Annotated in this window: 9 protein-coding genes; all 9 read left to right on the forward strand. The window is 61.3% G+C overall.

What is annotated here, in order from left to right:
* Positions 1 to 560 precede the first annotated feature (560 nt).
* Positions 561 to 893 carry a hypothetical protein gene (locus tag ACTIFK_RS15525; RefSeq protein WP_439543993.1) on the forward strand — a complete coding sequence of 111 codons (333 nt, stop codon included), beginning with the start codon at positions 561 to 563 and terminating at the stop codon, positions 891 to 893.
* Entirely contained in the window at positions 890 to 2,596 is a 1,707-nt protein-coding gene (locus tag ACTIFK_RS15530) for a relaxase/mobilization nuclease domain-containing protein (RefSeq protein WP_439543994.1), read from the forward strand. Before ACTIFK_RS15525 ends, ACTIFK_RS15530 begins: the two co-directional genes overlap by 4 nt.
* Positions 2,597 to 2,670: 74 nt before the next feature.
* A complete protein-coding gene (locus ACTIFK_RS15535; RefSeq protein WP_439543995.1) occupies positions 2,671 to 3,150 on the forward strand; it encodes a hypothetical protein in 480 nt (159 codons plus the stop codon).
* A 349-nt stretch (positions 3,151 to 3,499) separates the two neighbouring features.
* A complete protein-coding gene (locus ACTIFK_RS15540; RefSeq protein ID WP_439543996.1) occupies positions 3,500 to 3,703 on the forward strand; it encodes a type II toxin-antitoxin system Phd/YefM family antitoxin in 204 nt (67 codons plus the stop codon).
* A 58-nt stretch (positions 3,704 to 3,761) separates the two neighbouring features.
* The gene (locus tag ACTIFK_RS15545) at positions 3,762 to 6,839 is read left to right on the forward strand and encodes a BPTD_3080 family restriction endonuclease (RefSeq protein WP_439543997.1); all 3,078 of its coding nucleotides are present in this window, start codon (positions 3,762 to 3,764) and stop codon (positions 6,837 to 6,839) included.
* The gene (locus tag ACTIFK_RS15550; RefSeq protein WP_439543998.1) at positions 6,836 to 9,745 is read left to right on the forward strand and encodes a site-specific DNA-methyltransferase; all 2,910 of its coding nucleotides are present in this window, start codon (positions 6,836 to 6,838) and stop codon (positions 9,743 to 9,745) included. Before ACTIFK_RS15545 ends, ACTIFK_RS15550 begins: the two co-directional genes overlap by 4 nt.
* A complete protein-coding gene (locus ACTIFK_RS15555; protein ID WP_439543999.1) occupies positions 9,742 to 10,077 on the forward strand; it encodes a hypothetical protein in 336 nt (111 codons plus the stop codon). Before ACTIFK_RS15550 ends, ACTIFK_RS15555 begins: the two co-directional genes overlap by 4 nt.
* Complete coding sequence (locus ACTIFK_RS15560; RefSeq protein WP_439544000.1) at positions 10,077 to 12,179, forward strand: 3'-5' exonuclease; 2,103 nt, start codon at positions 10,077 to 10,079, stop codon at positions 12,177 to 12,179. Before ACTIFK_RS15555 ends, ACTIFK_RS15560 begins: the two co-directional genes overlap by 1 nt.
* A 5-nt stretch (positions 12,180 to 12,184) precedes the next feature.
* Positions 12,185 to 12,781 carry a hypothetical protein gene (locus ACTIFK_RS15565; protein ID WP_439544001.1) on the forward strand — a complete coding sequence of 199 codons (597 nt, stop codon included), beginning with the start codon at positions 12,185 to 12,187 and terminating at the stop codon, positions 12,779 to 12,781.
* Positions 12,782 to 12,793: the final 12 nt, after the last annotated feature.

Consider the following 12,793-nt stretch of genomic DNA (forward strand, 5'->3'; position numbering starts at 1 on the left):
ATAAAAAGCGGCAGGCCGAAATAAAGGCTTGTACAAGGTGTGCGCGGTAGTACCGCGCTCACCTTGCTGGGGGGACTCTCCAGTCCCCCGCAGGCCCCCCGAGGGCATCCCTATGGCGCCCATCCGTCTTTGGACGGCTGTTGCTTCAAGGGATGCATTCAGCCGGGCCGCTGTTGCTTGCGGGCATCGAGCCCGCACCGGCTGAGGCAACGCATCGCCGTTGCATCACGACCGGGGAGACTGCCGCTCTCCCCTGGTCCCCATCGCGCAAAGGGCTACCGCGCCCCTTGCAACCACGGCCAGGACTTCCGCGTCCTGGACCACGGCCGGTGTTCCGGCACCGGCTTCGGCCAAAGGAGAGATGGCGGCTCTCCCTTTGGAAACCCATCGCCCTGACTGCGCCCTCGCGGGCTTCGTCAGGCTGACCGGGGATGGCGGTTCCCCGAACCCTCGCCTGGCGGGGACCGCGATGGCCGCCGGCACGCCATCCGATCACGACCTTTGTGCGCGCGGGGAAAGCGCGCGGTCGATGATGGCGGCGCGCCGGTACTTGATGAGGCATGACGGAGAAGACGAAACGCGAAGCCCCTGTTTCCTACCGGCCGCCGGAACATCTCCGGGAGGAGTTCCGCGCGCGTGTGGAAAAGTCGGGGCTCTCCGTCAGCGGCTTCATCACCGCGTCCATCTTCGGCAGTGCGGTCCCGCGCCAGTCCCGCCGGCCTCCCCTCGAGAAGCAGGAGCTGGCGCGCATCCTCGCTGAATGCATCCGGTTGCGCGGCGCGCTTGAGGCTTTGCCTCCCGAGGCGCGTGATCCCGCCCTGCTGGAGGAGGCCGTCCGCACCCTGCAGGAGATCCGCAACGCCGTCATGCTGGCGAAGGGCCGGTCGCCATGATCCCCAAGGCGAGCCAGCGCGGCGGCGGACAGGACCTCGCCACCCATCTGCTGAACGCTCACGACAATGAGTATGTCGAGGTGGCGGAGGTGAGCGGGGCGGTCGCCCCCGACCTGCATGGCGCCTTCGCCGAATGGGAGGCCATCGCGACCGGCCTGACCAAATGCCGCAATCACCTTTACAGCCTGTCGGTGAATCCGGACCTCGGTCAGGGGACGCTGAGCCGCGCGCAGTATCTCGACTACATCGAGCGGGCCGAGAAAAAGCTGGGCCTTGAGGGCCAGCCGCGCGCGGTCATCTTCCACATCAAGGAGGGGCGCGAGCACTGCCATGTCGTCTGGTCGCGGATCGACTTCTTCACGGAGAAGGCCATCCATATGGCGTTCGACCGTGAGAAGCTGATGATGGTGACGCGGGAGTTTGCCCGCGACCACGGTCTCACGCTGCCGGGCGGTTACGACCGGCGCAGCGAAGACCGCCCCCGTCCGCTGTCGCTCTATGAAACCCAGCAGGAGCGTTCGACCGGCCTCTCCAAGGAAGAGCGCATGGTCATGGTCACGCACGCCTGGCAGCAGAGCGATACGCCGCGCGCCTTTGTGCGGGCGCTTGAAGAGCTGGGTTATGTCCTCGCGACCGGCAAGCGTCCTTATGTTCTGGTCGACCGGTACGGCACGATGAACGCCCTGCCCAAGCTGATCGATGATCGCAGCGTGCGGACGAAGGACATACGCGCCTTCCTCGCGAAGGAGTTCCCGCCGGAGCAGCTGCCGACAGTCGAGGAGGCGCGGGCGCTGGTCGCGCAGCATCGCAAGGTGCAGGAGCAGTTCGCCAAAGCGCAAGACGATGGGAAGCGGCGCGAACAGCTGAAGGCCACGCAGGAGCGGCGCCGTGCCGCGACGCTGGCTGAACAAGCGACCTTGCGTGAGCGGCAGGGTCATGAAGTGACGGCGCTGGCCCGGGAGCAGCGCGCGGCGCGGGGTGCTGCGCGGCAGACGTTCGTCGCTTCGTTGCGGCGGGAGCGGGAGGCCCGGGCCGCCGCGCGTCCGCGCGGTCTTGCCGCCTTCCTGGGCCGGGTTACGGGCGTGACCGCGATCATCGACGCGTTGCACAGGCGGCGCGACCTTCAACGTTATCGGGATTTCCGGGATGGGATGGCGACGCTTGTTACGGCCCAGCGTGCGGATGCGCTTGTTTTGCAGCGCCGGCATGAATTGCAGGCGGCTGAAGTAACGCGCCAGCTGGCGAACCTTGCCAAGGTCGATGCACGGGAGATGCGTGCGCTGGAAGAACGCCGTGTGCGTGAACACCGCACCGCGCAGCGTGCCGGTCACGATCATATGCCGGCCCTGTCCCTGGAGCTGAAACCGCGCGGGCGCGGTGCGTCGGTGCGCAAGGCGAAAAACCGGTATCAGGATTCGTTGCGCACGCCGGAGGAGCGCTTGCCGCGTGAAGAGACGCCCCGTGAACCGATTGACCTGCGCCGTGCCCATGAAGAGGCCTTGGCCGCCGACACGCCGATCCGCAGGCCGGTCGATCTCAAGGCCGTGTTCACGCAGGCCGCGGAAGGGGACAGCGATGAGGGTGGAGATAGCGGTGAGGCTACGGGCGGCGTTTCTGAAAAGCCTGTCTCGCGCGCCACACGCCCGTCCGACCGCGAGCGTCGCGGGCGGGGGCGTGACGAGGATTTCGAGCGGGAGCGGTAGACCGGTCGCAGCCTCTGCACCGGGCGGCAAGGTGCTGCTAACGTTGCGATCTTGGCAACGGGAGTACTTCACCCATGGAACCACCGGACGAAACTGACATCGTCGAAGCCTTCAGGGAAAAGATCAGACGCGCCTACGAGCCGGAGCGTGTCAAAGCCTTGGAGGCGCGGCGGCAGGACTGGGAGGAGATGCGCAACAAGAAATCGCTCGAAGAGCGTTTCGGCATGGGGACGTTCGGCTGCCACGAAGCGGTCCATGTCACCATGCTGGTCGTGGACCTTATCGAGGAACAACTCGTCGAGCACAGCGCTGTCCTGCTCGATCCCTTCTGGTACGGTCAGGTACGGGATGCACAACAGACGCTGTTCAATGCCTATAACCAGATCGCCGGTCTGCGTCTCGGTACGACACAGGGGGCGGACGAGGTGCTATCCGCGCCTGTTCCGCCACCACCGTCCCGACCGGGAGGGGGTCATATCCGGTTGCTGCCCCCGCTTGAGGAACAGGACGGGAAGAATGGTCCCTCTGGTTCAGAATCCGATGGGCGCGACTGAAGAACGCCCGGGGATGCGTGATAGTCCGGGCGCGTCCCGCCTGTGCGGCGGGTCAGGCTCCAGGCTGGCGCCCCGAGCCTCTGCTGCGCCGGCGGCTGCGCAGGGTCTCGGCCCATGCGGGTGGCGATCCTTCGCGCAAAATTAAGGAAAGGCTCGGGGAGCCCACCACCAAAGCAGGCCTGCCTGCTGCGCTGTTTCCGCCGCCGCCCCTCCACTGGTGAGGGCGACGGACGGCTCCAGACGAAGCAGGCTGACCGGCCAGTTTACGGAAAATGATGCAAGGTAAAGCTGTTGCCACTTGTGGCTGAAATAGCCATTATGGACCCCTGTCCGGCGGGGTTTTGCGCACATGAAGATCATGGCCGCCAAAGAGGCCAAAAACGCCTTCGGGATGCTGATCGACACGGCACGCGCTGAGCCGGTAGCCATCGAAAAGCACGGCAGGAAGGTCGTCGTCGTGTTGGCGATCGAAGAGTATGAGCGCTTGTTGGCCGTCGATACGAAAACAGCCGGCATGGCGACAAGGTCCAGGGGGAAGGACAAACCGAGATGAGAGGCGGAGGGGAGCAGCAACAGGAATCGCGGCATATCGCCGGGTGCGGGTGCCGTTGATGACAGCCGCAGCCGCGCCCTTCTTTGAAAACCCGATTCTCAATTCGCCCTATGAAGAGCCGACGCGCCATCATGCGCTCGACGACGAAGGGCAGCCCTTGAATGAACCGCCGCGTTCAGGACGGAGGCGATCTGAATTCATTACGCCTGTCCCGAAGCCGCGAAAGAAGAAGCAGCGCGCCGACAAGGCGCAGGGGCGCCTCGGCCTGGAGAATGACGACATCTCCACCGAAGAGCAGCAATACAACCCCACGCCGATCATCAACGAGATCAGGAGTCACCTGGCGATATGGCGATCGCTGCCGCAGCCCATCTGGGGCGTGACGCCGGCGACTGCGCGCCTGCTGAATTACTGGCGGAGCCACGAATTTCAAGGCGTGAAGCCATTCTTCTGTCAGCTTGAAGCGGTTGAGACGATCATCTGGCTAACCGAAGTCGCGCGCTCGAAAAAGCAATATGCGCCCATCTGGGAGCATATCCTCGGTGCCAATGAGCAGGCGAATCCCGAGCTGCTGCGCCTTGCCATGAAGATGGCGACGGGCGCCGGCAAGACGACCGTCATGGCGATGCTGATCGCGTGGCAAACGGTGAACGCGGTGCGGTCCCCGTCGAGCAATGCTTACTCCCGCGGATTCCTCATTATCGCGCCCGGCATCACGATCAAGGATCGCCTGCGCATTCTTCTGCCGAGTGACCTTGAAAATTACTACCGGACCCGTGAGCTGGTTCCGGGCGATATGCTGGATGACATCGCCAAGGCGAAGATCGTCATCACCAACTATCACGCCCTGCAGCTGCGCGAGGTTCTGGAGGTCAATAAAGTCGGCCGGTCCCTGCTTCAGGGACGCCACGAACCGATCGCCACCAAGGAAACCGAAGGGCAGATGGTCCGGCGCGTCGCCGAGGAGTTGATGGGCCTCAAGAACATCGTCGTCATCAACGATGAAGCGCACCATTGCTATCGCGAGAAGCCCGATAACGCAGACATCGAAGACCTGAAAGGCGAGGAGAAGAAGGAAGCCCAGAGCGAGAACGAGGCCGCGCGCCTGTGGATCAGTGGCATCGAAATCTTCAAGCACAAGCTCGGCGTCCGCGCTGTCTACGACCTCTCTGCCACACCGTTTTTTCTTCGCGGCTCCGGCTATGCCGAGGGAACTCTCTTTCCCTGGACCGTCAGCGATTTCTCGCTGATGGATGCCATCGAGTGCGGCATCGTCAAGCTTCCGCGCGTACCCGTGGCCGACAATATCCCTGAAGCCGAGGTCCCGATATTCAGGGAGCTCTGGGAGCATATTCGCGACGAGATGCCCAAGAAGGGCCGCGGCAAGGGCCAGGGCGAGCTCGACCCGCAGTCGCTGCCCGCCAAGCTCCAGACGGCCCTTGTCGCACTTTACAACCACTACGAAGAGACGTTCGAGCGCTGGCGGCAATCCGGCATCGACACGCCGCCCGTGTTCATTGTCGTGTGCAACAACACCTCGGCATCCAAGCTCGTCTATGAATGGCTATCAGGCTGGCAGCGACCCGTGGCCGAGGACTCCGAAGAACTCCGCACGGTGCACCATGGCAACCTGCGCCTGTTCACCAATTTCGATGAGCATGGCAATCGCCTTGCGCGGCCCAACACGCTGCTGATCGACAGCAAGCAGCTGGAGTCGGGCGAAGCGCTCGACGATGATTTTCGCCGCGCTGCCGCCCTTGAGATCGAGCAGTACAAGCGCGAGATCGCGCAGCGCTCCGGCGCGGGCGCCGTCGGCGAGTTATCCGACTCGGATTTGCTGCGCGAAGTTATGAACACGGTGGGCAAGAAGGGCCGGCTTGGCGAGCAGGTACGCTGTGTCGTCTCGGTCGCCATGCTGACGGAAGGATGGGACACAAACACGGTGACCCATATTCTTGGCGTCCGCGCCTTCGGCACCCAGCTTCTTTGCGAGCAGGTCGTGGGCCGCGGTCTGCGCCGCTACTCGTACGACCTCAACGAGAACAACCTGTTCAATGTCGAATATGCCGACATCATGGGCATACCGTTCGACTTTACGGCGAAGCCCCAGGTCGCCGCGGTCAAGCCGCCCAAGAAACTCACCCGAGTCGCCGCCGTGCGCGACCGTGCCGCGCTGGAAATCATATTCCCGCGCGTCGTCGGATATCGCATCGACTTGCCAGAGGAAAAGCTCGAAGCGAAGTTTACGCCCAATTCAAAGCTCGTCCTGACTCCCGATATGGTGGGGCCGGGCCAGACCCTGCTGGAAGGAATCGTCGGAGAGGGCGTCATGCTGAGCGCCGCCGAGATGAAGGACAAGCGCCCCAGCACCGTCTCCTACGAGCTTGCCAAGTATATGCTGTACTCATATTTCCGGGACGGGGACGGCGAGCCGAAGCTGCATCTCTTCTATCAGATCCAGCGCATCGTCCGGCGCTGGATCGATGAAGGCTATCTCGAATGCAAGGGCGATACCGGCCCGTGGATGCTTCAGATATTGAGCATCGCGAGCCAGGCCGCCGAGCGCATCTACAACGCCATCGCCGCAGCGATCGGCGACGATGAGCGCATCCGGGCCGTTCTCGATCCCTACAATCCGCGGGGCTCGACGCGCCATGTCGGCTTCCTGACCAGCAAGGACCTCTACGAAACTTCGCCTGACAAATCCCACATCAACTACGTCGTCAGCGACAGCGGCTGGGAGGCTGAATTCGCCCGCGCCGCGGAGGCCCATCCGCGCGTCGTATCCTACGTCAAAAATCAGGGCCTCGGCTTCGAAGTGCCCTACAAAGACGGCCCGGTGGCGCGGCTCTACATTCCGGACTTTATCGTGCTGATCGACGATGGTCGCGGGCCTGACGATCTGCTGCACCTCGTCGTCGAGGTTAAAGGATATCGGCGCGAGAACGTAAAACTGAAGTCGGACGCGATGCTCCACAAATGGGTGCGCGGCGTGAACAATCTCAGGACCTTCGGGCGATGGGCGTTCGAGGAATTCACGGACGTATTCGAAATGCAAAAAGAGTTTGGCGCGCTGATCGACCGGGCGGTCGAGAACAGCCGCGCCGGGCAATACCAGGAAGCGAGCGGGGCATGAGCAAGGGGAAGAAGAAGCAGACAGGAGCGCCGAAGCAGGTTGAAGCGCTGCGCCACGGACAGGCTAAGCGTAAGAACATCCCGACCGCCGAACTTCAGTCAGCAGCGCAGCGTGCCGAGGAGATCGCGCCGTTCGCGCCCGTAACATATCCGCGCCGTCATCCGCTCTCGCAAGGAGAGATGCGTCCGCGCGACAAGGACCTCGATCCGCAGATTGTATGGAAGGGTACGCGCGTCCGGCTGTCTCAGGAGCAAATCAGGAAGGCAGCGGAAACAGGCTATATCGATATCTCGGATGCGCAGCTCGTCTGGCGCGGCAAGGACCAGCAGGATTGGTCCGACCTCATCGTGCAGGCGCCGCCGCTATACATTCAGGAGAAGATACACCCGAAGGCGATCATCGACGATCTTACGCGGCAGACAAAAGCCAAGAGAGAAGCCGAAAGCGATATCGCCGATCTGTTCCACGACTTCAACGGGATCGATCCGGAGGCAAAGACCGAATTTTACGCACACGATCAAAACTGGTCGAACCGCTTCATCCTCGGGGACAGTCTGCAGGTGATGGCGAGCCTCGCCGAGCGCGAGGGTCTGCGTGGACAGGTGCAGTGCATCTACTTCGACCCGCCCTACGGCATCAAATTTAACTCCAACTGGCAGGTGTCCACGCGGTCGTCCTCTGTCAAAGACGGAAAGATGGAGCAAATCACGCGGGAACCTGAGCAGGTGAAAGCGTTTAGGGACACCTGGAAAGACGGCATTCATTCATATCTGACGTATCTTCGCGACAGGCTAACGGCCATGCGCGATTTGATGTCGGCGTCAGGCAGCATTTTCGTCCAGATTGGCCCAGAGAACACGCACCGACTTCGCGTTCTTCTTGATGAGATATTCGGCGAGGCCAATTTCGTCGCCGCCATAGTGGTGAGGAAGACCACGGGAAAGGGCTCGTCGGTAATCGATGCCACTTATGATTCTGTACTTTGGTATGCCAAGGATATCGAAATCGCAAAAATAAGAGAGCTGTACTTCGCGAGGGAGGCTGAGAAGGATAGCAATTTCCGCTATGACTTCGACGAAGCAGGCAATTTTGTAAGCGCCGTCGGTGACGTTTATCGCCTCGCTAGAATGAATCCGATTACTTCGCAGTCAGGCGGAGACACAACGACTTTCGAGTACGAATTCAACGGCAAAAAATTCAAACCCGGAAGCGGTGGCTGGAAAACCAATCTACGCGGGATGGATCGCGTGCGAAAGGCAAGCCGCGTAACCTACTCCGGCAAAACCATGGGCTTCGTTCGTCCATTCCAGGATTTTCCCTACCAGTCGTACAACGACATTTGGGATGATACCCGGCAGTCAGGCTTCGGGGACAAGAAAATATACGTGGTGCAAACGGCCACGTCGGTAGTAATGCGCTGCCTGCTGATGGCTTCCGATCCAGGGGACCTTGTCCTCGATCCTACTTGCGGTTCGGGCACCACCGCAGTTGCGGCAGAGCAGTTGGGACGACGGTGGATAACAATCGATACTTCGCGTGTTGCTCTGGCTCTTGCGCGGGCGCGCGTGATTGGAGCTAGATTCCCGTACTATTTTCTTGCGGACAGCAGAGAAGGCCGCAAGCGTGAAGCGGAGTGGGCTGGTCGACCACCCGTGGAGGGCGGCGTGCTGGGCGATATTCGCCAAGGCTTTGTCTACGAGCGGGCACCACACATTACGCTTAAGTCAATAGCCAACAATTCCGAGATTGACGTCATCTGGGCTGAATTCCAGGACAAGCTGGAACCGCTGCGGAAAGAGCTCAACGAAGCAGCCGGTAAGAAGTGGGAGGAGTGGGAAATCCCTCGCGAGGCGGCGGCGGGTTGGTCCGATAACGTGAAGGGACTGCATAGAGCGTGGTGGGAGCTACGCATCGCCCGGCAGAAAAAGATCGACGAGTCGATCGCGAAGAAGGCGGACGTTGAGCTCCTCTATGATCGCCCATTGGAAGACAAGTCGCGCGTGCGAGTCGCGGGGCCGTTCACGGTTGAGAGCCTTTCCCCCCACCGTGTAATGCCCTCAAGCGAGATTGAGCCTGCAGAGGACCTGGAAGCTACTTCGGGCAAGCGTAAGTACAAACTCCCGAAAGGCACCGACGAGCTCAACGACTTCACGACGATGATTCTTGAGCATCTGCGCACGTCGGGCGTGCAGCAGGCCAAGAAGGATGACCGGATCACGTTCACTGCTATCAGCGGTTGGCCGGGCAAATGGATTGCTGCGGACGGGCGGTTCATGGAGGGGGAATCTGAGAGGCGGGCCGCAATCTTCATTGGGCCGGAATTTGGCACGGTCAGCCGGGCCGATTTGACCGCAGCGGCGCGCGAAGCGCTTGATGCCGGATACGATGCTCTTATCGCCTGCGGCTTTAACTTCGAGGCGCATACGTCGGAGCTCAACAAGCTTGGACCTTTGCCGATTTTGAAGGCCAAGATGAATCCCGAACTGCATATGTCGGACGAGCTCAAGAATACCGGCGCCGGCAATCTTTTCGTCGTCTTCGGAGAACCCGATATCGAATGGAAATTCGGAGACGATGGCGACATCGTTGTCGAGGTCCTTGGCGTCGATGTGTTCGATCCGAAGACCGGCGACGTGCGGGCGAGTGGCAAGGACGATATCGCCGCGTGGTTCATCGATACCGATTATGACGAGACCAGCTTCTTCGTCCGCCACGCGTATTTCATGGGCGCAAACGATCCATACAAATCACTCAAGACGGCGTTGAAAGCGGAGATCGACGAGGAGGCCTGGGCGACTTTGTATCGCGACACGTCTCGCCCGTTCCCCCGGCCCTCGACAGGACGTTTTGCCGTGAAGGTCATCAACCACTTCGGCGACGAGGTGATGAAGGTATTCGCGGTATGATGTCGACGGACGAACAGCTGATTGACGAGTATCTCCGAGCCCGGCGGAAGCAGGGCCAGTCCGCGCCAGCGGGGCGCTACTGGGACGAGCTCTATCGCATCATCACTGCCGACACCCCAAAAGAAGAGCGTCCGGCCCTGCCCCTCATTCTTGGAGGCAGCGTCGCTTCCAACGAAGACAAGCAGAGTCGGTTGCGCGAACATCTCCTCTGGGCAAGCGCAAGAGGCCGCCTGCGTGGGGCGCGGGACTATTTGGACAAGGTTCCGCCCGATGGCTGGAATACGGGCGATGAGGCGGACTGGTCCAAGTCCTTCTCGTGGGGCGACGACTAATGCGCTTTTGCATCGCCGACAGCTTCCCGAAGGCTCTTGCCCGGCTGCCCGCTCAGGAGCAGAAGGTGGTCAAGACAACGGTCTTTGACCTGCAGATGGACCCGGCGCATCCGGGGTTACAGTTCCACCGCATCGATAAGTCGAAGGACGAAAACTTCTGGTCGGTGCGCGTGAGCCGCGATATCCGGCTCATTGTTCACAAGACAGAAGACAGCTTCCTGATCTGCTACGTCGATCATCACGACGCAGCCTACGATTGGGCCGAGCGCAGGCGGATCGAAGCCCATCCGCGCACCGGCGCGGCGCAGATCGTCGAAGTCCGCGAGCGCGTGCAGGAAATCCTGGTCCACAGGCTGGTGGAAGGAGAGGCCGCTCCTGCCCGGCCGGCACTCCCGGCGCTCTTTGAGCGCTATACGGATGACGAGCTCCTTGTTTATGGCGTCCCTGCCGACTGGCTTGCCGATGTGCGCAAAGCGACAGAGGACACGATCTTCGATCTCGTCGCTCACCTCCCCTCGGAAGCGGCAGAGGCACTGCTTGATCTTGCCGTTGGCGAAAAGCCGGAAATCCCAACTCTCGTTTCGCCCGAACAGGTCAGCCCGTTCGAGCATCCGGACGCGCAGCGCCGATTCCGCATCATGGAGGATGCCGAGGTACTGAAGCTCGCGCTTGAATTCCCATGGGACCAATGGACCGTCTTCCTACACCCCTCGCAGCGGCAGGTGGTGGAGCAGCAGTTTTCAGGGCCTGCCCGCGTCTCAGGTTCAGCAGGCACCGGCAAGACAGTGGTCGCGATCCATCGGGCCGCGAACATTTTGAAGCGCGACCCGCGGGCGCGCTTGCTGCTCACCACATTCTCACTGCCTCTTGCCAATTCCCTGGAAGGCAAGCTGCGCATCCTGACCGGTGCCGAGAACGGCGTGGTCCCGCGTGTCAGCGTGCTGCCATTCCGCGGCGTTGCGAGCGATTTATTCACGCTGGCCTTCGGCCACCATCCGCGCGCAGCTTCTGAGGAACAGGTCCGCGCAGCGCTTACCGCGGCTGCAAAACAGGTGGGCGTCACAACATTCACCGAGCGCTTCCTTGCGTCGGAATGGCTCAATGTGGTGGACGCCTGGCAGGTGCCTGACCTCGCCGGCTACCAGTCCGTGCCGCGCCTTGGGCGAAAGAACAGGCTCGGCGCAAAACAGCGCGAAACATTGTGGCCTGTCTTTGAAAAAGCCCGCGCGCTTCTTTCCGCGCAGGGCGTCCTAACGTGGCCCATCATTTTCGGTGAGGTGACGCGGCACTTCGTGGCGCGCGCCGAAAAGCCATTCACGCACGCTGTCGTCGACGAAGCACAGGACCTTGGCGTTCCCGAACTGAGGATGCTTGCTGCGATCGTGCCTGAAGGGCCGGATACGCTGTTCTTCGCGGGCGACCTCGGCCAGCGCATTTTCCAGGAGCCGTTTTCATGGAAGGCCCTGGGCGTCGATATCCGCGGACGCTCGCGGACACTAAAGGTCAACTACCGTACCTCACATCAAATCCGGCAGGCCGCTGACAGGCTGCTTCCTAAAGTCGTACAGGATGTCGACGGCGTTGAGCAGGATCGCCGGGGGACGGTGTCTGTTTTCAATGGCCCAGAACCCGACATCAGGACATATCCAGATTCCGACGCAGAAATCGCAGGCGTTGCCGGCTGGATAACGGAAGTTATCGCCAGTGGTGTTGGCGCCGCGGAGATCGGGGTCTTCGTAAGATCGAACCGGGAGCTGGGCCGGGCGCGCGCCGCTGTGAAGGCGGCGGGTCATACCCAGCTTGAGCTTTCCGAGCGGCTGGAAGAGCCGCAAGGCCGCATTGCCATCGGGACAATGCACCTTGCAAAGGGGCTAGAGTACAAGGCTATCGCGGTAATGGCCTGCGACGACGACATTCTGCCGCTTCAGGAGAGAGTCGAGACCGTCGCGGATGAAGCGGAGCTCGACGAGGTGTTCGAGACCGAGCGCCATCTCTTCTATGTCGCTTGCACGCGCGCACGCGATCAGCTGCTTGTTTCCGGCGTCAGCCCTGCTTCGGAGTTCTTCTCCGACTTTCGCGGGCAGCCACGCCGCGACGGTTGACGCCCATGGCGACCAAAGAGGACATTCTTGAGCAGATCGTTGAGGAGTACCTGGTGCACAAGGGGTACTTCGTCCAGCACAATATCAAATTCCTGCCCCGCAAAGATCATCCTGACTTCGTCCTCAATCAGGATTCCAACCACAGCGATATCGACGTCATTGGGTTTCATCCGCGCCTTGAGGGCGATGAAAAAGTCATCGTTGTAAGCTGCAAGAGCTGGCAGAGCGGCTTCAACCCGCGGTCAGAAATCAGCGCCATCGAGAGCGGCAAGATCAGACGCGGCCGCCAAGCCTGGCAGGCCTTTCGCGAATTGACTGTTCCTAAATGGTCGGAAGGCTTCAGGCGCGCCGTCTATGAGGCAACCGCTTCAGAACGCTTCACTTATCTCACCGCCGTAGCACGACTATCCGGGGACAGGTCAGCATGGGAGACGTATGAGCCTTTCCAAACCGCGCTAGGCGGCAATCCGCTCCGGATCATCACCTTCCGCGAGATGGTTCAGGAAATACAGGCCAAGCTGACAACAACGCTTGCTTCTACTGAAGTCGGCCGAATGCTGCAGATGTTCCTCGCCGCGGACATGAAGGTCAAGGACGACTGACATTGTCGCTCG

The sequence above is a fragment of the Hyphomicrobium sp. genome (genome assembly GCF_051860585.1).
Lineage (GTDB): Bacteria > Pseudomonadota > Alphaproteobacteria > Rhizobiales > Hyphomicrobiaceae > Hyphomicrobium_C.